This is a genomic window from Nocardioides sp. T5 (assembly GCF_048161455.1).
Lineage (GTDB): Bacteria > Actinomycetota > Actinomycetes > Propionibacteriales > Nocardioidaceae > Nocardioides.
Map to the genome: position 1 here is coordinate 2,089,395 of NZ_CP182415.1, position 21,689 is coordinate 2,111,083.

General features: G+C 72.4%; 12 protein-coding genes. 9 read left to right on the top strand and 3 right to left on the bottom strand.

What is annotated here, in order from left to right; all coding sequences use genetic code 11:
* Nucleotides 1–65 precede the first annotated feature (65 nt).
* Nucleotides 66–3,167, top strand: coding sequence for an ExeM/NucH family extracellular endonuclease (locus tag ACNKF0_RS10190; protein WP_416958045.1), 3,102 nt, complete (start codon nt 66–68; stop codon nt 3,165–3,167).
* A gap of 59 nt (nt 3,168–3,226) precedes the next feature.
* Here ACNKF0_RS10190 and ACNKF0_RS10195 read toward each other — a convergent pair whose 3' ends face one another.
* The gene (locus ACNKF0_RS10195; protein WP_416958047.1) at nt 3,227–4,993 is read right to left on the bottom strand and encodes a glycoside hydrolase family 15 protein; all 1,767 of its coding nucleotides are present in this window, start codon (nt 4,991–4,993) and stop codon (nt 3,227–3,229) included.
* 45 nt (nt 4,994–5,038) lie between these two features.
* Between ACNKF0_RS10195 and ACNKF0_RS10200 the strand changes: the two genes are divergently transcribed.
* Nucleotides 5,039–5,575 (top strand): CinA family protein, encoded by a 537-nt coding sequence (locus tag ACNKF0_RS10200; RefSeq protein ID WP_416958049.1) that lies wholly within the window; start codon nt 5,039–5,041, stop codon nt 5,573–5,575.
* Between the two features lie 54 nt (nt 5,576–5,629).
* Entirely contained in the window at nt 5,630–5,941 is a 312-nt protein-coding gene (locus ACNKF0_RS10205) for a helix-turn-helix domain-containing protein (protein ID WP_416958052.1), read from the top strand.
* A gap of 19 nt (nt 5,942–5,960) precedes the next feature.
* On the opposite strand, the gene ACNKF0_RS10210 is transcribed toward ACNKF0_RS10205, so the two are convergent.
* Together ACNKF0_RS10210 and ACNKF0_RS10215 are read right to left on the bottom strand one after the other, a co-directional pair.
* Nucleotides 5,961–6,752: a DNA-formamidopyrimidine glycosylase family protein gene (locus tag ACNKF0_RS10210; RefSeq protein ID WP_416958054.1), complete on the bottom strand. Its 792-nt coding sequence runs from the start codon at nt 6,750–6,752 to the stop codon at nt 5,961–5,963.
* A complete protein-coding gene (locus tag ACNKF0_RS10215; protein ID WP_416958056.1) occupies nt 6,745–11,286 on the bottom strand; it encodes an ATP-dependent helicase in 4,542 nt (1,513 codons plus the stop codon). Before ACNKF0_RS10215 ends, ACNKF0_RS10210 begins: the two co-directional genes overlap by 8 nt.
* 257 nt (nt 11,287–11,543) lie before the next feature.
* Between ACNKF0_RS10215 and ACNKF0_RS10220 the strand changes: the two genes are divergently transcribed.
* From ACNKF0_RS10220 to ACNKF0_RS10245, 6 genes are all read left to right on the top strand, one after another.
* Nucleotides 11,544–11,768, top strand: a complete 225-nt coding sequence (locus ACNKF0_RS10220) for a hypothetical protein (RefSeq protein ID WP_416958058.1) — start codon at nt 11,544–11,546, stop codon at nt 11,766–11,768.
* 107 nt (nt 11,769–11,875) lie between these two features.
* A complete protein-coding gene (locus ACNKF0_RS10225) occupies nt 11,876–13,399 on the top strand; it encodes a M1 family metallopeptidase (protein ID WP_416958060.1) in 1,524 nt (507 codons plus the stop codon).
* A 332-nt stretch (nt 13,400–13,731) separates the two neighbouring features.
* Nucleotides 13,732–15,174, top strand: a complete 1,443-nt coding sequence (locus ACNKF0_RS10230; protein ID WP_416958062.1) for a trypsin-like serine peptidase — start codon at nt 13,732–13,734, stop codon at nt 15,172–15,174.
* Nucleotides 15,171–19,007 (top strand): S8 family serine peptidase, encoded by a 3,837-nt coding sequence (locus ACNKF0_RS10235; protein WP_416958064.1) that lies wholly within the window; start codon nt 15,171–15,173, stop codon nt 19,005–19,007. Before ACNKF0_RS10230 ends, ACNKF0_RS10235 begins: the two co-directional genes overlap by 4 nt.
* Before the next feature lie 192 nt (nt 19,008–19,199).
* Entirely contained in the window at nt 19,200–20,336 is a 1,137-nt protein-coding gene (locus tag ACNKF0_RS10240; RefSeq protein ID WP_416958066.1) for a trypsin-like peptidase domain-containing protein, read from the top strand.
* The gene (locus ACNKF0_RS10245) at nt 20,333–21,688 is read left to right on the top strand and encodes an effector-associated domain EAD1-containing protein (RefSeq protein WP_416958068.1); all 1,356 of its coding nucleotides are present in this window, start codon (nt 20,333–20,335) and stop codon (nt 21,686–21,688) included. The genes ACNKF0_RS10240 and ACNKF0_RS10245 overlap by 4 nt, the downstream gene beginning before the upstream one ends.
* The last annotated feature ends 1 nt before the right edge of the window (nt 21,689 follow it).

Here is a 21,689-nt window from a genome sequence, read left to right on the forward strand (position 1 = left end):
AGGGGATCCGGACTCGGCCGGATCCCCTTGCCGTCCCCCCAGCATCCCTTTGCTCAGGAGAACCCATGCAGACTTCCGCGTTCGTACGACGCGCAGCCGGCGGCCTCGGCCTCGGCCTCATCACCGCAGGGCTCGCCGCCCTGCCCAGCCCGGCCCAGGCGAACCCCGCGGGCACCGCACTGGTCATCAACGAGGTCTACGGTGGCGGCGGCAACAACAACGCAGACCTCAACGCTGACTACGTCGAGCTCTACAACCCGACCGCCGCATCCATCAGCCTCTCCGGGCTGAGCATCCAGTACCGGTCCGCGACAGGGTCGGCTGCCACGAACGGCACCGCGGCGCTCACCGGGTCCGTCCCGGCCGGCAAGACCTTCCTGATCCAGACCAGCACGGCTGGTTCCAACGGTTCCGCCATCCCTGCCCCGGACGTGACCGTGACAGGCGTCAACATGGGCGCCAGCGCCGGACAGGTGTTCCTGGTCGACGGGACGACGAGCATCACCCCGTCGCCTGCCACGGGCAACATGACCTCCGACAGCCGGATCGTCGACATGGTGGGGGTCGGCTCGACGTCGACCTCCTTCGAGACGGCTCCGGCCCCGGGGATGTCGGTCACCACGTCGGTGTCCCGCACCGCCGGCGTCGACACGAACAACAACAGCGCCGACTTCACCGCTGGCGACCAGACCCCGACCGCATCCGGGGGCGGGGTCGTGGAGCCGCCTCCGGAGCCCGTCGAGGTGTCCATCGCGGAGATCCAGGGCACCGGTGCCGCGAGCCCGCTCGTCGACGACCCGGTCGTCACCGAGGGCGTCGTCACCGCGGCGTTCCCCACCGGCGGGTTCAACGGGTTCTACATCCAGACCGGCGGCGAGGACACGACCCCGGGCGCCTCGGACGGCATCTTCGTCTACGAGCCCGGCTTCGCCGCCACCATCGAGGTGGGCGACTCCGTCGAGGTCGAGGGCACGGTGAAGGAGTTCAGCTCCCTCACCGAGATCGATGCGACCGAGGTGACCGAGCTGAGCCAGCCGCTACCGCCCGCCGTGCCCAACACGGTGCTTCCCGGCACCGACTGCGCGCTCCCGGGTGACGAGTGCCTGACGGGTGCCGAGCTCGACGCCGCTCGCGAGGAGTTCGAGGGCGAGGCCTTCCAGCCGACGACGCCGATGACCGTCACCGACTCCTACGACTTCGGTGCCACCTCCTCCAGCTTCTTCGGGGAGATCGGCATCGCCGCCGCCAGCGACATCCCGCTGGTCACCCCCACCGAGGTGATCGACGCGCAGGACACCGAGGCCATCGCGGACCGCACGGCCTACAACACCGCGCACCTGGTGGTCCTGGACGACGGGTCGTCCGCCAACTACTGGAACACCTCCAACACCGCCGGCGCGCAGGACCAGCCGGTGCCGTGGCTGACCAAGGACCACACCGTCCGCGTGGGCGCCGACGTGACCTTCGACGAGCCGGTCGTCCTCGACTACCGCTTCGGGTGGAAGCTCCAGCCCCAGCGGCAGGTCGTGGGTGAGCCCACCGGGCTCGTCACGTTCGAGCAGGACCGTCCGGCGGCCCCGGCCGCCGTCGGAGGCGACCTGAAGCTGGCCACGTTCAACGTGCTCAACTACTTCACCACGTTCGGCGGGGACGTCCCCGGCTGCACGGCGTACGTCGACCGGGACGACAACCCGATCGCCACCCGCAGCTGCAGCGGGTCCAACGGCCCGCGTGGTGCGTGGGACCAGGTGAACTTCGAGCGTCAGCAGACCAAGATCGTCAACGCGATCAACACCATGGACGCCGACATCGTCTCCCTCGAGGAGCTCGAGAACTCCAAGTCGGTGGACGGGGCCAACCGCGACGAGGCGCTCGCCGCCCTGGTGGCCGCGCTCAACGACGACGCCGGCACGCAGCGCTGGTCGTTCGTGCCATCCCCGGCCGTCGTCCCGGCGAGCGAGGACGTCATCCGCAACGCGTTCATCTACGACCCCACCACGGTCGCGCCTGTGGGCGAGAGCGAGATCCACGACGTCAGCGCCTTCGACAACGCTCGTGACCCGCTGGCCCAGCTGTTCAAGCCGAAGGCCGGCACGTCCGACCAGGCGTTCGCCGTCATCGTCAACCACTTCAAGTCCAAGGGCTCGGGCGTGGACGACGGCACCGGCCAGGGCAACGCCAACCCCGACCGCGTGGCGCAGGCCACGGCACTGACGGAGTTCGCGAACAGCTTCGCTGCTGCTCGCGGCACCGACAAGGTCTTCCTCACCGGCGACTTCAACGCCTACTCGATGGAGGACCCGGTCCAGGTGATCGAGGCGGCCGGCTTCACCTCCCTGGAGTCGACCGACGACCCTGCGGAGGAGAGCTACAGCTTCGCCGGGACGTCCGGCTCGCTCGACCACGTGTTCGCCAACGCCGCAGCCAAGGCGATGGTCACCGGCGTCGACCTGTGGGAGATCAACGCCAACGAGTCGGTCTTCTACCAGTACAGCCGTTACAACTACATCGGCACCGATCTCTACACGCCTGAGGTGTTCGCCAGCTCGGACCACAACCCCGAGGTGGTGGGCATCAAGGTGCCCGTCAAGCCGGAGCCCGCGTCCGTCACGGTGACGGCCAAGGTGACCCCCCAGGTCGTCGTGGTCGACCGCACCGAGGCAATGGTCCACGCGACGGTGACGGACACCTCCTCGAAGCCCGTCACGGGCACTGTGGAGATCCGTGAGGGCAACGTCCTCCTCGCCTCCGGCCCGGTGTCCGGTGGGGTGGCCAACGTCAAGCTGCCCGCCTTCACGACCACCGGCCAGCACACCCTGACCGTGCGCTACCTCGACGGTACGGCCGTCCGCGCCGAGCAGACGGTCGCCGTGACGGTGCTCCGTGCCGCATCGGACATTCGGGTCCTGAAGGCCAAGGCGGTCCAGGGCAAGAAGGGCGTGCTCAAGGTCGCCGTCCGCGACTCCGACCTCGGTGCGGCCGAGGGCAAGGTCCGCGTCAAGGTGGCGGGCAAGTGGCGGAGCGCACGCCTCGACGACGGTCGGGTGAAGGTCAAGCTGCCGGCCTTCGCGAAGCCCGGTACGAAGCGGATCGTGGTCGCCTACGCCGGTTCGTCCAGCGTGGAGCGGGACCGCAAGGTCGTGAAGCTGCGCGTGAAGCGCCGCTGATCGTCATGCACCAGACGGCCCGGTTCCCCGATGGTAGGGGGGCCGGGCCGTCGCCCTGCTCAGCGCAGGGCGAGGGCCGCCTGCACGAGCGCGAGGTGGCTGAACGCCTGCGGGAAGTTGCCGGCCATCCGCCCGTGGGTGACGTCGTACTCCTCCGAGAGCAGCCCGACGTCGTTGGCCAGCCCGCAGAGGCGGTCCATCAGCTCGTGGGCCTGCTCGCGCCGACCGGCCGCCGCGAGCGCTGAGACCAGCCAGAAGGAGCAAGCCAGGAACGGGTGCTCGTCGCCCGCGAGCCCGTCGACGCCCGTCTCGGTGCGGTAGCGCAGCAGGAGTCCGTCGACGTCGAGGTCGGCGATGACGGCGTCGATGGTGCCGAGCACGCGCGGGTCGTCACCCGGCAGGAAGCCCACCAGGGGGATGGTGAGGAGCGAGGCGTCGACCGCGGTCGTGTCGTAGTGCTGGGTGAAGGTGCCGCGCTCGTGGTCGAAGCCCTTGTCCAGGATCTCCTCGCGCACCCGGTCCCGGAGGTCGCGCCACCGGTCGACCGGACCGTCCAGGTCGTGGCGCTCGACCGCCTTGACCGCGCGGTCGAAGGCGACCCACACCATCACGCGGGAGTGGGTGAAGTGCCGCTGCGGCCCGCGGATCTCCCACAGCCCGTTGTCCGGCTGGTCCCAGTGCTCGGCGAGCTCGTCGACGAGCGCGCGCTGCAGCGCCCAGGAGTTGTGCGTCTCCTCGAGCCCGGCGTCGCGGGCCAGCTCCAACGCGATCATCACCTCGCCCAGGACGTCGTTCTGCCGCTGTGACACCGCGCCGTTGCCGATCCGCACCGGGGTGCTCCCGGCGTACCCCGGCAGGTGCGGCACCTCGCGCTCCGGAAGCTGCCGGCCACCGTCGACGGTGTACATGATCTGCAGGTCCGCCGGATCGCCCGCGACGGCGCGCAGCAACCAGCCGCGCCACTCCAGCGCCTCGCCGTCGTAGCCCGCGCCCAGCAGCGACTCCAGGGTGAGCGCCGCGTCGCGCAGCCAGCAGAAGCGGTAGTCCCAGTTGCGCTCCCCGCCGAAGTCCTCGGGGAGTGACGTCGTCGGGGCCGCGACGATCCCGCCGGTCTCGGCGTGCGTCATCAGCAGGAGGGTGAGCAGGCTGCGCCGCACCAGGTCGGCGTGCGGGACGTCCTCGGGGGCGCGTGCCGACCACCTGCGTTGCCGCTCCGTGGTGGCGGCGATGCGCTCGTCGATGGACAGCGGCTCCGGGACGTCGTGCCACGAGCGCACCCACGTGGTCGAGAACCTCACCTCCTCGCCTGCCGACAGCTCGAACTCGTTGCTGTGGTGGCCGTGGTGGCCGTGCGGGAGGTGGGGCCCGCGGAGCACGAACTTGTCGGGCCCCGCCACCGCCACCACGACCTCGTGGCCGTGTGCCTGCTCCCGGCTCACCCAGGGACGCACCAGGCCGTAGTCGGCGCGCACCACCCAGTCGTGGCGCATCCGCACGGTGCCGCGCGTGCAGGTCACGCGGCGTACGACGTCGGCGCGACCGTCGCCGACCGGCATCACGTCGAGCAGCACGACCTCGCCGTCGGCGGTGGTGAACGTCGTCTCGAGCAGCGCGGTGCCGTCGACGTAGCGCCGACTGGTCGCGACGACCTCGTCGGCCGGGGCGAGGAGCCAGCGCCCGTTCTCCTCGGTGCCGAGCAGCGCGGCGAAGCAGGCGGGGGAGTCGAAGCGCGGCAGGCACAGCCAGTCGATCGATCCGTCCTTGCCGACCAGAGCCGCCGTGCCCCGGTCGCCGATGAGTGCATAGTCCTGGATGGGGAGCGCCATGCGGTTAGTGTCGCCGACATGTGGTCAGGCCAACCGGAGTCGAGGGTGGCTGCGCGCGTCCTGGAGGTCCTCGCTTCCCGCGGGGAGACGCTCGCGACGGCGGAGTCCCTGACCGGCGGGCTGCTGTCGGCACGGCTCACCGACGTGCCCGGTGCGTCCCGCAGCTTCGTCGGGGGCGTGGTGTCGTACGCCACCCGGGTGAAGGTCTCGGTGCTCGGGGTGCCGGACGGGGTGGTCGCCGAGCACGGCGTGGTCTCGGAGGAGTGCGCGCTCGCGATGGCCCGGGGCGTGCGCGACCGGTTCGACGCGACCTGGGGGCTGGCGACCACGGGCGTGGCCGGGCCCGACCCCCAGGAGGGCCGGGCCGTCGGCACCGTGTGGGTGGCGGTCGCCGGTCCGACCGGGGCACGAGCGGGCCTGCTCGACCTCGCGGGCGACCGGACGGCGATCCGGGAGGCGACGTGCGCGGCCGTTCTCGAGATGCTCGTGGACGAGCTCGACGGCGGGCAGGGCGGGGGCCGGCAGGAGGCACGGCCGCGCGAAAGCGAGGTAAGTCGGCGGGAAGAAGGAGGCCTCGGGTAGCGTTGGGGCAGAGACTTCTCCTCAACCGGACATCCCGAGAGTAAGGACTCGCGCATGGTGCTCTTCCGACGACTGCTCGGTGACGTGCTGCGCAGTGCCCGGGTGCAGCGCGGGATGACCCTCCGGGAGCTCTCGGCGGAGGCGCGGGTGAGCCTGGGCTACATCTCCGAGATCGAGCGGGGTCAGAAGGAAGCGTCCTCCGAGCTGCTGGCCTCCCTGTGCCAGGCGATGGACCTCCCGCTGTCCGACGTGCTGCGCGACGTCGCCGACGCGGTGTCGATCGAGGAGGCCGCGGTCGGCCTGGTCGTCAGCACGCCGATCCGCACCGCACGCCCTGCCGGCGACGTGGTCGCCTCCGCGGCCTGACCCCGACCGGGGTCCTGCGTCAGCGCTCCGGCTGGCAGCTGGGGCACCAGTAGGAGGCCCGCTCCCGACCGGGCTCGCCGAGCATCGTGACCACGATGGGAGTGCGGCACCGGCGGCACGGCGACCGGTCGCGGCGGTAGACCCACATGCGCTCACGCTCGCGCAGGTCTCCGGTCGTGGTCTGGATCGCCCGCTCCTTGTTGACCTCGAGCATCTGCCGGCCCCGACGCACGAGCCGGGGGAGCTGGTCGACGGTCGCGACGGCACTGGCCGGGTTGACGCCCATGGTGAAGCACAGCTCGGCCACGTACATGTTGCCGATGCCCGCGAGGTTGCGCTGGTCGAGCAGCGCCTGCCCGATCGGCCGACCGGGCTCGCCGCGGAGGTTGGCCACCGCGCGTTCCTCGTCCCAGTCGGGGCCGAGCAGGTCGGGCCCGAGGTGGGCGACGAGGTCGGCCTCCTGCTCCCGTGGCACGAGCTCGACGATGCCGAGCTGGAAGCCGACGGCCACGCGGTCCTCGATGCCGAGCACGAGGCGCACCTGGGTGTCGGGACGGCGCCACCGCTCGCCGTTGGGGTAGACGTGCCACGAGCCCTCCATCTTGAGGTGCGTGTGGATCGTCCAGGCGCGCTGGTGGTCGATGCGGGTGAGCATGTGCTTGCCGCGCGACAGCGTGCGGATGACGGTGCCCTCGCGGAGGTCGACGGTGGCGAAGGCCGGGACGCGGAAGTCGGTGACGGTCAGCCGGTGACCGGTCAGTGCACGGTCGAGCTTGGCTGCGGCGCGATAGACGGTGTCCCCCTCAGGCACGCAGCCTCAGCCCCTTCGGTGTGGCGAGGAAGCCCGCAGCGGTGAGCGCGAGCCGGATGGGTGTCTCGCCACCGCTGCCGATCAGCGCCTGGCCGTCGGCCTTCTCGACGGTCAGCCGCCCCAGCGCCCCACGTCGGGCGGCATCGGCCAACGCGGCCATCGCCGGGGTGAGCACGTCGAGATCGTCGCTCCAGGTGAGCAGCGTTCGGCCGCCGCGCTCGACGTAGACCGTCAGTGCGCCGTCGACCAGGACGACGAGCGCGCCCGCCTTGCGACCGGGTCGGTGCCCCGCCCGCTCCTCACCGGCGTCGGGCCACGGCAGGGCGGCGCCGTAGACGTTGGCCGGGTCGGTCGCGGCGAGGGCGACGACCGACGGCTTGGTGCCGGACGTGGCGCGGTCGGGCTCGGTGAAGGTGCGCAACCGGTCGATCGCGCCGGCAGTGCCGAACTGGGCGGCGCCGAGGCCCTCGATGAAGTAGCCGCGTCGGCAGCGCCCGGTGTCCTCGAACGCGCTGAGCACCTTGTAGACCCCGGCGAAGCCGCCCACCACCCGCTCGCTGACGACGGCGCCGCGCGTGACGACGCCGTGGCGCTCCAGCAGGTGCTCGGCGCGGGCGTGGGCCCGTCGCGTCGGGTCGCTGTCGCGCTCGGGCAGCAGCGCCCACCGGCCGGCTGTCTCCGGCGGGCCGGTGCGCACGGGCATCCGCCCGCCGGTCGTCCTGCCGAGGCGTGGCGGCGTACGACGGGTGCGGTGGGACGGCGTGCCGCTGCGCACGAGGGCGCGGAGCGGGGCGAGCGTGTCGTTGGTGACGAGGCCCTTCCAGGCCAGCTCCCACAGGGCGGCGCTGAGGTCGGCGTCGGACGTGGACCCGACGCGGTCGGCGAGCTGGCGGAAGAACCACGCGCCACCGGGGTCGAGGGCGTCGAGGACGGCCCGCTGGAGGCCCTCGGGCTCCCCGCCCTCGACCTCGGGCAACGTGAGGTGGGCCTGGTCGGCGAGGTGCAGGCTGACCCAGCCGTCGCTGCCGGGCAGCGGGGCGTGGCCGGTCCAGATGACCTCGCCGGAGGCGGTGAGCTCGTCGAGCATGGACGGCTCGTAGTCGCGGACGCGGGCGGCGAGGACCAGCGGCTCGAGGGCGCTCGCCGGGACCGGGCAGCCGGCGAGCTGGTCGATGGCGGCGACCACGCCGTCGACGCCGCGCAGCGACCCCCCGACGCGCTGCCAGGCGGGCAGGAAGCGCGCCACCGCGTCGTGGGTGACGGGCTCGATCTCCTGCCGGAGGCGGGCGAGCGAACGGCGGCGGAGCTTGCGCAGCACCTCGGCGTCGCACCACTCGGTGCCGGAGCCGGACGGTCGGAACTCGCCGTCGAGCACCCGCCCGCGGTGGGCGAGGCGCTGGAGCGTCTGACGGGCGACGGCCTCGCCGAGCCCGAGCCGGGCCGCGACCTCGGCCGTGGTGAACGGGCCGTGGCTGCGGGCGTAGCGGGAGACCAGGTCGCCGAGGGGGTCCTCCGGCAGCTCCAGGAAGGCGTCGGGCGTGCCGACCGGGACGGGTACGCCGAGCCCGTCGCGCAGCCGGCCGATGTCCTCGATCGCGGTCCACCGGTCGTCGCCGGCCATCCGGACCTGGGCGACCCGGCGGTCGAGCGAGGCGAGCCACCCCTCGACGTCGGCCCCGTCGACCGACCTCGCCCGGATCTCCTCGACCGAGAGCGGACCGACCAGGCGGAGCAGGTCGGCGACCGCCTCGGCGCCGCGGGCACGCCGGTCGGGGGCGAGCCACTGCAGCTCGGCCTCGACCTCGGTGAGCACCTCGGGGTCGAGCAGCTCGCGCAGCTCGGCACGACCGAGCAGCTCGGCGAGCAGCCCCTGGTCGAGGGACAGCGCCGCCGCGCGCCGCTCGGCGATGGGGGAGTCGCCCTCGTAGACGAACTGGGCGACGTAGCCGAAGAGGAGGCTGCGGGCGAAGGGACTGGGCTGGGTGGTGGCGACGTCGACGACGGTGACCTCGCGGCGCTGCACGCGACCGAGCAGGGTCACGAGGGCCGGCAGGTCGTAGACGTCCTGCAGGCACTCGCGCACGGCCTCGAGCACGATCGGGAAGGCGGGGTACTGGCTCGCGACCTCGAGGAGCTGGGCGCTGCGCTGGCGCTGCTGCCACAGCGGGCTGCGACGGCCGGGGTCGCGACGGGGGAGCAGCAGCGCGCGGGCGGCGCACTCGCGGAAGCGGCTGGCGAACAGCGCGGACCCGCCGACCTCCTGGGTGACGAGCTGCTCGATCTCCTCCGGCTCGAAGACGATGACCTCGCCGGTGGGCGGCTCGGCGTCGGTGTCGGGGATCCGGATGACGATGCCGTCGTCGGAGGCGACCGCCTGCCCGTCGACGTCGAAGCGCTCCCGCAGCCGGGCGTTGATCGCCAGCGCCCACGGGGCGTGGACGGGGGTGCCGTAGGGGGAGTGCACGACCAGGCGCCAGTCGCCGAGCTCGTCGCGGAAGCGCTCGACGACGACCTGGGTGTCGCTCGGGACGACCTGGGTGGCCTCGCGCTGCTCCCCGAGGTAGGTGACGAGGTTGGTGGCGGCGTTGGCGTCGAGGCCGCGCTCGCGGACGCTCGCGATGGCCTTGGCCGCGGGCTTGGCGGCGAGCTCGCGGGTGAACGCCCCGACGGCCGCGCCGAGCTCGGCCGGCCGGCCGAGGGCGTCGCCCTTCCAGAACGGCAGGCGTCCGGGGATGCCCGGCGCGGGGGTGACGAGCACCCGGTCGTGGGTGATGTCCTCGATGCGCCAGCTGGTGGCGCCGAGGGCGAAGATGTCGCCCACCCGGGACTCGTAGACCATCTCCTCGTCGAGCTCGCCGACCCGGCTGGCCTTCTCGCCGACCAGGAAGACGCCGAACAGGCCGCGGTCGGGGATCGTGCCGCCACTGGTGACGGCCAGCCGCTGGGCGCCGGGGCGTCCGCTGAGCTGGCCGGTCACCCGGTCCCACACGATGCGCGGGCGCAGCTCGGCGAACTCCTCGCTCGGGTAGCGACCGCTCAGCAGGTCGAGGGTGGCGTCGTAGGCGGAGCGGGGGAGCTGGGTGTAGGAGGCGGAGCGCGTGACGAGGGAGAAGAGCTCGTCGACCTGCCACTCCTCCATCGCGAGCGCGGCCACGACCTGCTGGGCCAGCACGTCGAGCGGGTTGGCCGGCACCGCCATCTTCTCGATGGCTCCCGAGCGCATCCGCTCGACCGAGACGGCCGTCTGGGCGAGGTCGCCGCGGTGCTTGGGGAACAGCACCCCGCGGCTCACCTCGCCGACCTGGTGGCCGGCGCGACCGACGCGCTGGAGCGCACTGGCGACGCTGGGCGGCGACTCGATCTGGACGACGAGGTCGACCGATCCCATGTCGATGCCGAGCTCGAGGCTGCTCGTGGCGACGACGCAGGGGAGACGGCCGCGCTTGAGGTCGTCCTCGATGATCGCGCGCTGCTCCTTGGAGACCGAGCCGTGGTGGGCCTTGGCGATCACGGTCTCGGCGCCGCTGCTCTGGCCGGACTGCGCCATCACCTGGGCCGGGCTCGCGGCCGCCCGGGACGGGCGCTCCGCGTCCGTCTCGAGGCCCTCCTCGCGGGCGGCGGCCCGCTCGGCGGCGATCTCGTTGAGCCGGGCGGTGAGTCGCTCGGCCAGTCGTCGGGAGTTGGCGAAGACGATCGTCGAGCGGTGCTCCTCGACGAGGTCGACGACGTGCTCCTCCACGTGGGGCCAGATGCTCGTCGAGCGGCCGGGGTCGCCCGACTCCTCGTCGTACTCCTCGGGCATCGTCATGTCCTCGACGGGGACGACGACGCGCAGGTCCCACTCCTTGGTGCTGGGCGGGGCGACGATCTCGACGGGCTGGGTGCCGCCGAGGAAGCGGGCGACCTCCTCCAGAGGACGGACGGTCGCGCTGAGGCCGATGCGCTGGGCGGGCTGCTCGAGCAGGTGGTCGAGGCGCTCGAGGCTGATGCCGAGGTGGGCGCCGCGCTTGGTGCCGGCGACCGCGTGCACCTCGTCGATGATCACCGTGTCGACGCCGCGCAGCGTCTCGCGCGCCTGGCTGGTCAGCATCAGGAACAGCGACTCGGGCGTGGTGATGAGGATGTCGGGCGGCGTCGTGCCGAGCTTGCGACGATCGGCCGGGCTGGTGTCGCCGGAGCGGAGGCCGACGGTGACGTCGGGGACAGTGACCTCGAGCCGCTCGGCGGTGTTGCGGATGCCGGTCAGCGGGGCGCGGAGGTTGCGCTCGACGTCGACACCGAGCGCCTTCAGCGGGGAGATGTAGAGCACGCGGGTGCGCCGGCTCTTGTCGTCGGGCCGCTCGGTGCTGAGCAGCCGGTCGATCGCGTGGAGGAAGGCGCTCAGCGTCTTGCCGCTGCCGGTCGGCGCGACGACCAGCGCGTGCTTGCCCGCGGCGATGGCGTCCCAGGCGCCCTCCTGGGCCGGCGTCGGGCTCGCGAAGGAGGCCTCGAACCAAGCACGCGTCGGCGCGCTGAAGCGGTCGAGGGCAGTCATGCCGTGCAGTCTGACACCGGGGTCCGACAACGGCCCCGCCCCGAGGGCGGGCGGCATCCAGCCGCACGTGCGGCGGTCCTGGCCCTCGGACGGGCGAATCAGGGGCCAGACCCGCCGCACGTGCGCGGCTCGCGCCTCGCTCGCGCGGCGCCCGCGCGCGTGCCGGTCGCCGGAGATTCTTCGGTCCGAGCCCACCAAATCGGGCATGTTCGGGCTCGATCGGCGTGGGGGACCTGTCGTTCGTGCATCGTGTCGACATGACGGCAGTGATGCTTCCCGAGACGGCCACGGTGATCCGTGAGCTGGAGCGTGCTGCGGAGGCGTTCGCGCAGCGTGCGCTGGAGCAGGAGGGGTGCCGCGACCGCGCGCGCCCCGGCACGGCCGTCCAGCACCGCCACGCGCACTCGGCCACCCTCTGGCGACTGGCCGAGTCGAGCCTGCGCGTACGCATCGGTGAGCTGGAGGCCGCGTCGGCCCTGTGAATGTCGGGGGCGAGCCAACGTCCTCAACTTGGGAGACGCCCTTCCCGGCGACGCGGGCGTACGGTCGCGAGATGGGCCGCAGCGCCCGACGACTGGGAGGTCGCGCCATGGGATCACTCGTCCGGACGTCGCGGATGCTCGTCGGTGCGAGCCTGGCCACCGCGGTCCTCGCCTCGGCCGCGGCCGTGGCCGCCCCGGGCGGGCCCGGGCCGCGGTTCACCGCAGGAGCGGACGGGGCCGGCGACCCCTACTTCCCGCGCGCGGGCAACGGCGGTTACGACGTCACGCACTACGACCTCGACATCGACTACGTCCCCCCGGTGGCGACGGTCCCGCCGACGCCGCTGGCGCAGGTCCGTGGCCGGCTCGACGGTGTGGCGACGATCGACCTCGTCGCACGCCAGGACCTCGACCGCTTCAACCTCGACCTGCGCGGCATGACCGTGTCGGCGCTCACCGTCAACGGCAAGCGCGCCACCGGCATCGAGCCCCCGGCCGACGGGGCGGAGGTCGACGGAGCGGCGTACTGGCACGTGCAGGACGACGCGAGCCGCAGCTGGGAGCTGACGGTCCAGCCGCGTCCCAAGCTCAAGGCCGGGCAGTCGGCGCGGGTGGTCGTCACCTACGGCGGCGCGACCACGCGCCCGACCGATGTCGAGGGCGCGCTCTACGGCTGGGTCACCACGCGCGACGGCGCGATGGTGGTCAGCGAGCCGGAGGGGTCGATGACGTGGTACCCGGTCAGCGACCACCAGCGGGACAAGGCGACCTACAGCTTCGAGATCACGGTGCCTGCCGGCAAGACCGCGGTGGCCAACGGCCTGCCGGCCGGGGAGCCGGTGACGGCGGGTGGTACGACGACCTGGTCCTGGGAGGCTCCGGACCAGCAGGCGAGCTACCTGACCACGGCGTCCGTCGGTGACTTCGTGCAGCGACCGGTGACGACCTCGGCGAGCGGGGTGCCCATCCACGACTTCGTCGACAGCAAGCTCACCAGCAGTCAGCTCGCCACCACCGACGCCAGCCTGGCGTTGCAGCCGCGGATGATCGACTTCTTCGAGTCGCGGTTCGGTGCCTACCCCTTCAGCTCCTTCGGCTCGATCGTCGACGACGACAGCGTGGGATATGCGTTGGAGACCCAGACCCGTCCGGTCTACTCGAGACAGGCATCCCAGGGCACGGTCGCGCACGAGCTCGCCCACCAGTGGCTCGGCAACGCCGTCAGCCCCGACACGTGGCAGCACATCTGGCTCAACGAGGGCTGGGCGACCTACGCGAGCTGGCTCTGGGCCGAGGAGAACGGCGGCCTCACGGCCCAGCAGGCGTTCGACAACTGGTACGCCCCGGCCCGCACGTCGGCGTACTGGTCGCTGCCGATCGGCGACCCCGGCCCGCTCGGGCTCTTCGCGACACAGGTCTACAACCGAGGTGCCGGCACGCTCCACGCACTGCGGGTGAAGGTCGGCGACGAGGCGTTCTTCGCGGCGACGCGCGAGTGGATCGCGAGGTACGACGACGGGACCGGGACGACCGACGACTTCATCGCCGTCTTCGAGGAGGAGTCCGGGCAGGACCTCTCCGCGTTCTTCCACGCCTGGCTGTTCGCCCCGGAGAAGCCCACGAGCTGGTGATCGCACCCCCGCCGACACGGCCCCCGTCGTGAGGGCCGTGTTGCGAGGTGGTCTGGTCCGGTCTGGCGTCCTGCCCCCACCGGGAGCACATTGAGGAGTGGGCCGGACCACGCGGCCGTGGACGCGACCCTCGGAGGCGTCACGTGAACTCGTTCCGACGCGTACTGCCCCACCCTCCGAAGACATGGACGGCGAACCGGCCCGGTGGGTCGAGGCGCGCTGTTCCGCCGGCACGGCCGGCGCGTCCGGGCTGCGGCCCGGAGCCCAGGCGCGGAGCCGCTGACTCCTGACACTCGCGGTGGTGGAGCCACCGCCCACGAGGAGAGACAGACATGGCAGCAACGAAGTCCGGGAGGAAGACGACCTCCAAGCGGTCCGCAGGCAAGCCGGTCAACGCAGGGCTGGACGACCCCCTCTACGTCCCCCACCTCGACGAGCTGACGCTGCCGGAGTCGGCGCTCGAGGGGACGGGTCCCGACTACAGCACGATGCTCGAGTCGATCTGCGGGGTCGCCGACGACTCCCAGCAGGTGGAGCTCTACGACGGCTCCCTGGGTGTGACGGTGGCGTTCGTCGACCACCACCAGCTACCGGTCGCCCAGGTGCAGTGGAACGACAACCTCGCCACCGTCTTCACCAACCCGGGAGACGTCAACGGCGTGCGGTGGGGGAGCGGGACGATGATCGGTCCCGACCTGTTCCTCACCTGCGGGCACCTGTTCGACACCGACATCAACGGCTGGACGGTCCCGCGCCAGAACGGCACGTCCAACGCGATCTCGCCGCAGCAGGCGGCCACCAGCATGCACCTGAACTTCGAGTACCAGGTCGACGAGAACAACGTGCTCCGCGCCGAGCAGTCCTACCCGATCACGCAGCTCATCGAGTACCGCCTCGGTGGCCTCGACATGGCGCTGTGCCGGATCGGCGGCAGCCCCGGCTCCCGTTACGGCTGGAGCGAGTTCGCGACCACGGACGCGGCCGTGGGCGACATGCTCGCCATCATCGGGCACCCCCTCGGCCAGCCGAAGCGGATCGAGGCCGGCCCGGCGACGACCCTGTCGGGGTCGGTGATCCGCTACAACGACATCGACACCCTCGGCGGCAACTCGGGGTCGGGCATCCTGCACGGTCCGACCGGGCGGGTCGTCGGCGTACACACGAACGGTGGCTGCACCAGCTCAGGGACCGGCAGCAACTCGGGCGTGGCCATCGCGGCGATCATCGCGGCCTCGCCCACGCTGCGGTCGATCACCCCGAGCTCGCAGACCGCCCGCGCAGCGGACAGCATCACCACCCAGCTCGCCGACGACGTCACCGGCACCCTGCTCGCCGCCGACACCGGCTTCCGGGACCGGGCCGGGACCCGGCTGGCGGCCGACATCCGCGACACGCTGCTCGCGCGCGACGTGCGCGGGACGCCCCTGGCGCGGGACGTGAGGGGCACCCCGCTCGCGCGGGACGCCGGGGGCACCCCGTTGGCGGGAGACGTCCTCGGCACGCCCGGCGGCGCGGACGACCCCAACCTGACGCGCCGGGAGGTGATCGTCGACCTCGACGACCCGTGGCTCGACCCGGCGATCGGCCGAGCCCTCGGCGGTGTGCGGCCCTTCGTCCAGGCCGCGCCGCACCTCGGGATCGCCCAGGAGAGCGGGTCGGAGCCGGTCGCCGACGCGGTCCTCGGTGAGCTCGAGGCAGCCATCGAGGCGGGTTCGGCGCTGGTCGAGTCGCTGATGGCGCTGCACGACCTGCTGAGCAGTGGGGGCGACATGTGATCGGCATCGTGTCCCACCTCGACGACCTGCACGCCGTCCACGTACGACGTCACCTGGAGCAGGCAGGGTCCGCGCACCTGGTCCTCGACACCTCGTCGCTGCCCATGCAGGTGGGGCTGACGACGAGCGAGGTGCCCGGCGCGGGCTGGCACGGCTGGTGGGAGCACGACGGGGTGCCGGTCGACCTGCGCGACGTGCATGCCATGTGGTGGCGCCGACCGCAGCCCTTCGTGCTGGACGGCGCCATCACCGACGCCCACGACCGCGCGTTCGCGCGCGGCGAGTGCGCGGCCATGGTCGCCGGGCTGTGGCACTGCCTCGACGCGGAGTGGGTCAACGACCCCGACCGCGACGAAGCGGCCTCGCGCAAGATGTGGCAGCTCCGCGTCGCGTCCGAGGTCGGCCTGCGGGTGCCGCGCACCTGCATGACCAACGACCCCGCGCGCGCCCTCGGCTTCATCGAGTCCGAGCCGGGCTCCGTGGTCTTCAAGTCCTTCAGCGCGAGCGAGGTGACCTGGCGCGAGACCAGGCTGGTGCGCGACGAGCACCGCGAGCTGTTCGACCGGGTCCGCCTGGCGCCCGTGATCTTCCAGGAGTGCATCCCCGGAGGCTTCGACATCCGGGTCACCATCGTGGGCGACCAGGTGTTCTCCGCCGAGATCCGGTCGGGCGAGTCGTCGTACGACCTCGACTTCCGCGTCGACACCGAGAACGCGCCGATCGAGGTGCACCCGCTGCCGGAGCCGGTCGAACGGCGACTGGTGCGGATGATGCGGCGCCTCGGGCTGCGCTACGGGGCCATCGACCTGCGCAGGGCCCCGGACGGCGACTACGTCTTCCTCGAGGTCAACCCGGCCGGGCAGTGGCTGTTCATCGAGCTCGCGACGGGCCAGCCCATCTCCTCGGCGCTGGCGCGGCTGCTCGGGTGCCTGGACCAGGAGGTGACCGCACGAACGGGGCGTCGAGCGAGCACGAGGACGCCGCCCCATCCGCAGCCGTTCCACCGGGAGCGGCGCACCACACAGATCGGGGACCACGCCGTGCCTGACATCGAGCTGTTGAGAGCGCTCGCCGCTCACCGGGACGGACATGACGAGACAGCCGGACTGGACGCGCGGACGCTGCGCTTCGTGGTGGAGTACGCCGACGCGGTCGACGTCGACGCCGCCCGCGCCGAGGTCCGGAGGCTCCTCGGCATCGAGGACGTCGAGCTCTTCGCCCTGTTCGAGGACGCGCGCCCGGACGACGAGCTTGGTGTCTTCCACGTCCTCCAGCTCCCCGGGCTGGAACGCACGATGGACAACGGCACGTTGTTCTCGATCGCCCACGAGCTGCGCGAGCTCCTCGGTGCGGTCACCGTCGAGCCCGACATCGGCAGCGAGTTCTACCAGGAACCGGTCGCCCCCGGCATGGTCGACGAGTCCGTGGTCAAGGACCGCTTCCACGGCACCTGCTTCGTGGCGGGTGCTGCTCCGGTCGACCGGACGTGGGCCCTCGAGCGCGCCGGGGTGCTGGACGCCTGGGACGACAGCCCGGCCCGGGGGGCCGGCATCCGGATCGGCCAGCCGGACACCGGGATCACCCCGCACGTCGAGCTCTCCGACGTCACCATCAGGGACGGCTTCAACGTCCTCACCGGCGCCGCGGACGCCCTCGATCCCGTGTCCGGGGGCGGCAACCCCGGCCACGGGACCGGGACCGCCAGCGTGGCGGCGAGCGGATCGCATGGCGAGGTGCTCGGTCCCGCACCCGAGGCCACGCTGGTGCCCATCCGCTGCGTCGAGTCCGTGGTGCTCGCGTTCAACGGCAGCGCGGTGGCGAGAGCGATCGACCACGCCCGGCAACGTGGCTGCCACGTCGTGACCATGAGCCTCGGCGGCACCCCGAGTCGTGCGATGCGTCAGGCCATCAAGCGGGCCATCGACGAGGGGGTCATCGTCCTGGCCGCCGCGGGCAACTGCGTCGACCTCGTCGTCTACCCCGCCCGCTACGCCGACGTCATCGCGGTGGCCGGGAGCAACGTCGACGACGGCACGTGGCGCGGGTCGTGCCACGGGTCCGCGGTCGACGTCACCGCCCCGGCGGAGAAGGTGTGGAAAGCCGTGGCCGGACCGGGGAACAGCGCGGTGGCAGGGGGCCAGGGCACCTCCTTCGCCGTCGCGCTCACCGCCGGCGTGGCTGCGCTGTGGCTCTCGCACCACGGCCGGGCGACGGTGCTGGCGGCGGCAGCGGCTCGGCAGACGACGGTCCAGGCACTCTTCCGCGACGTGCTGACCTCGACCGTGCGCGTCCCGACCGGGTGGGACACCGACGAGTTCGGCGCGGGGATCGTCGATGCCCAGGCGGTCCTGCACGCCTCGCTCGACGGGCCGGTCGCCGTGGCACCCGAGGCTGCCTCCCGGAGCACCGCCGCCGACGCGATGGACCTGCTCGTCGACGCGGTGGGACCGGACGGGGCCGGGCTGCTGGCGGAAGCCGCCGCGCAGCCGCAGCTGCAGCTCGAGCTCAGCTCGGTGATGTTCGAGGACGCGCGGATCGCCGCGGACCTTCCCGAGGAGACCGACGTCGAGTCCCGCCTGTCGCGGCACCCGATGAGTCCACAGCTCGAGGCGGCCATCGGCGTGACGACCCCACCGAGCGCCCGACCCGCCCCCGGGCCGACGAGGCCCGAGCTGCGCGCGGACCGGATCGCCTCCGTCGACCCGGTCGTGCTCGTCGCCGGCCGCCGCAGCGGCCTCGAGTCCGCCGCCGACCTCACTCCCGAGGCAGCGCGGGAGTCGCTGCGTGCGAACCCCGCGTCCGTGCTCGGGCTGCTCGAGGACAAGGTCCGACGAGTCCGGGGCGAGTCCGACGAGGTCGACACGCAGAGGCTCACCCCCCTCCACGACCAGCTCCTCCGGGACAGCGAGCGGGTCATCGGGTGCCTGTGCGAGGGCGAGCAGGTCCCGCGCGACCCCGGGTCGGAGACCGCGCTGGAGGCACTGGTGCAGCTCGAGGGTCGACCCGCGCTCCGGCTGGGCGACGACGGCGTCGACCCCGACGACCCGGAGCTCGGCGAGTGGCAGGGTCCGGTCGTGCTCCACCCCACCTTCGCGGTGAGGCAACGCTCGGTCGGGCGCATCGACTCCGCCCCCGGCGTCCATGCGGGCACGGGCTTCGTCGTCGGCGACGGGCTCGTGATGACCAACCGGCACGTCGTCGAGCTGCTCGCCTTCCCGACCCCGCGCAGGTCCGACCCGTCCGGGTGGGTGCTGACCGGGGCGCCGTCGATCAACTTCTCGCCGTCTGCGACCGACACGACCCGCAGGTTCCGGGTCCTGGAGGTCGTCTTCGCCGGGCCCGACCCGATCGACGGGCGGGTCGACCTCGCCCACCTCGACCTCGCCCTCCTGCGCGTCGAGCAGACCAGCACCGACGGCGTCGAGCTGCCACCTCCGCTCACGCTGTCCACGCAGCCGATCGCGCCCGCTGCCTCGAGGCTGTTCGTCGTCGGGTACCCGGCGATGCCCACCGTGCTCCCCAGCGACGAGGACGGCCGGCGCCGCATGGACGTCGTACGCCGGCTGCAGGAGCTGTTCAACATGCAGTACGGCGTGCGCTACCTGAGCCCGGGGCTCGTCATGACGTCGCGGGACGCGGTCCCCGACAGCCCTCGGGGCTGGGTGTTCACCCACGACGCGACGTCCCTGGGCGGCAACAGCGGGTCGTGCGTGCTCGCCTTCGACGACGACCTGGACGTCGCCGGCCTGCACTTCGCCGGCAACTGGCTCCGGGCGAACTACGCCCACGCGATGGAGCAGGTCGCGCCGGCGATCGCGAGGTTCGTGCCATGACCCCGAGGGGCGTACGCCGGTCGACGGCGGACGTATCACCGGGGACGTTCGCCGCTCCTCTAGAGGTGACCGGGAAGATCCACGTCCCGGACCGCAGCGGCTCGCGTGCGGCGGCCGAGGCCGAGTCGACGGCCGGGGCCGCCACCATCCAGCTCGGCGGGACGTCGCACTTCTGAGGGGGGGTGGGACCAGGTGCGCCTCACGAGTGACGAGTACGTCCTCCTGGAGGAGGTGTTGCTCGACGCCTTCGACGACGTCGACGGGGTCACGCGCATGCTCCGGCGCGCAGGCATCCCGCCGGGCGAGATCGCGCCCGGGGCCCTGGTCGGCGTGATCGGCGAGGTGATCAGCTACGCCGAGACCCGGGACCGCGTCACCGAGCTCGTGACGGCAGCCCGCGCCATCAACCCCGACAACGTGCGGCTGATGGAGCTGGCCGCGGCGACGGGCGCGGGCGCCGCCCCGGTCACGGCCGCGGTCCCGGAGGCGCAGGTCCTCACGCAGACGCGGCTCCAGCTCGAGCGGATGGTCGACCCCCGACGCGGCATCGCCGACCTGGGCCGGTTCTCGGTGCGGCTCCTGGAGTACACCCGCCGCGTGTGCGCCGTCGAGCTCGGCACCGCCGGCGGGACGGGCTTCCTCATCGGGCCCAGCAGCGTCCTCACCAACCACCACGTGGTCAAGAAGGCCATCGACGGCGCGTTCCCGCCCGAGAAGATCGTGCTCCGCTTCGACTACAAGCGCGATCGTGACGGGATCGTGCGCGACCCCGGGACCGAGGCCCGGCTGGCCGAGGACTGGCTGGTCCACACCTCGCCCTACAGCAGCTTCGACCTCGCGGACTACGTCGAGGGCACGGAGCCCGCCCCCGACGAGCTGGACTACGCCGTGCTCCGGCTGGAGCGCCCCCTCGGCGCCCAGGGGACCTCCGACGACCCGGTCGGCGAGCGCCGCGGCTGGGTCGAGCCACGGCCGGAGGAGCACGACTTCCCGCTCGGCTCCTACCTGATGGTCGTCCAGCACCCGTGCCACGACCCGATCTCGTTCGACTTCGCGTTCGACGGTGTCCAGCGCGTCATCGGCGACCGGCTGCGGGTGCACCACCGGGTCAACACCATGCCGGGCTCGTCGGGCTCCCCGGTCCTCGACGCCCAGCAGGAGCTCGTGGCGCTGCACCACGCCGGACAGCCCGGGCGCGACGACGTGTGGCTGCCCTGCGACCGACAGGTCACCGCGGCCGACTACAACCAGTGCATCCCGATCGCCACGATCAAGCGCGACCTCGAACGCCACGGCCTGGGCTGGGTGTTCGGAGGGGAGGAGCCATGAGGCTCGACGGCCCCGCCTACGGTCAGCTGTCCCGGGCGCTCGGCGACGCCCTCCGGCTCGAGGAGTTCGACCGGCTCGCGCGTCGCCTCGGCTGGGAGCGCACCGACGTCGTCGGTGACGGAGCCACGCTCGGCACCACGGTGCACGCCTTCATCGAGCACGCCGAGGTGCAGGACGCTGTCGCCGCCCTCATCGCCGAGGCCCAGGGCCTGGTCCCGACCAACCGGCTCCTGCAGGACCTGGCGTACGACGCCCTGGTCGGCCCCGCGCGCCACGTCCGGCCGACGCGTCGTCCGGACGAGGACGTGCAGACCGGGATCGTCGAGGCGGTGCTCGAGGCGATCGACGACAGCGAGGAGCTGAGGTCGATGCTCGTCGAGGTGGACGCCCGCGCCGCGGCGTACTGGGAGGAGAGCCGCACCACGACCGACAACCTCCGCCGCTGCGTCGAGGCCGCCGCGACGGACGGGTGGCTGCTCCCGCTGGTCATCGAGGCGTCGTCGCGCGCCCCGGGCGACCCGAGGTTGCGGGAGCTCGAGGCCCGGTTGGCGCCGCTCGCCGCGCCCGAGGTGGACCCGGAGTCGTGGCGTCCGGCGCTCCAGCTGTGCCGACTGACGGGCGGTTTCTTCATGATCGACCGGAAGCCGCTGCGCGCGTCGATGGAGCGGATGATCCCAGCAGACGGCAACCGCGTCCTGGTCGTGCGCGGGGAAGCACGATCGGGCATGAGCCACAGCCTGCGGCTGATCTACCACATGCGCGAGGTCTGCTCGTTCGCGATCGCGGAGATCGACCTCGAGGAGGCCTCGCGACGGGTCGGTCCGCGTCGATCGCTCACCCCGCGAGACCTGGCGATCGAGGTCGTCCGGGCGCTCGACTACGACGACGTCGACGTGCCGGACAAGCCGCCCGACAAGCAGTGGTCAGCGTGGATCCTCGACTTCAAGGACTGCTTCGAGGAGCGGGCCCAGCGCGACGACCGTCCGATGACCTTCCTGGTCCTCGACGCCTTCCACAAGGTCCGGCTGACCCAGGCGTCTCTCGACCTGGTCAGCCGGTTGAGCCGGAGCATCGGGATGGTCCTGCCCAACCTGCGACTGGTGCTGGTGGGCTTCACCGAGGACCTCCCGGTGGGGCTGCGCCAGGCCAGGCTGCTCGACCAGACGGGGGAGCTCACGGTCCAGCACCTCATGGAGTTCTTCGCGAAAGCCTTCAAGGAGTCCCAGGTCGAGATCGATCCCGCCGAGATCGCCCGCAAGACCACCGAGGTCCTCGGCAGGCGCAAGACGGCCGCGCCCGGATGGCTGGACGAGATGGCGGACCGGGTCGCCCGCGAGCTGCCGGGGACCTGAC

Bases quoted from the DNA above. Each gene is read 5' to 3' on its own strand.
- ACNKF0_RS10205 (WP_416958052.1), top strand. From the start codon at position 5,630: ATGGTGCTCTTCCGACGACTGCTCGGTGACGTGCTGCGCAGTGCCCGG.
- ACNKF0_RS10190 (WP_416958045.1), top strand. From the start codon at position 66: ATGCAGACTTCCGCGTTCGTACGACGCGCAGCCGGCGGCCTCGGCCTC.
- ACNKF0_RS10245 (WP_416958068.1), top strand. From the start codon at position 20,333: ATGAGGCTCGACGGCCCCGCCTACGGTCAGCTGTCCCGGGCGCTCGGC.
- ACNKF0_RS10220 (WP_416958058.1), top strand. From the start codon at position 11,544: ATGACGGCAGTGATGCTTCCCGAGACGGCCACGGTGATCCGTGAGCTG.
- ACNKF0_RS10195 (WP_416958047.1), bottom strand. From the start codon at position 4,993: ATGGCGCTCCCCATCCAGGACTATGCACTCATCGGCGACCGGGGCACG.
- ACNKF0_RS10215 (WP_416958056.1), bottom strand. From the start codon at position 11,286: ATGACTGCCCTCGACCGCTTCAGCGCGCCGACGCGTGCTTGGTTCGAG.
- ACNKF0_RS10230 (WP_416958062.1), top strand. From the start codon at position 13,732: ATGGCAGCAACGAAGTCCGGGAGGAAGACGACCTCCAAGCGGTCCGCA.
- ACNKF0_RS10225 (WP_416958060.1), top strand. From the start codon at position 11,876: ATGGGATCACTCGTCCGGACGTCGCGGATGCTCGTCGGTGCGAGCCTG.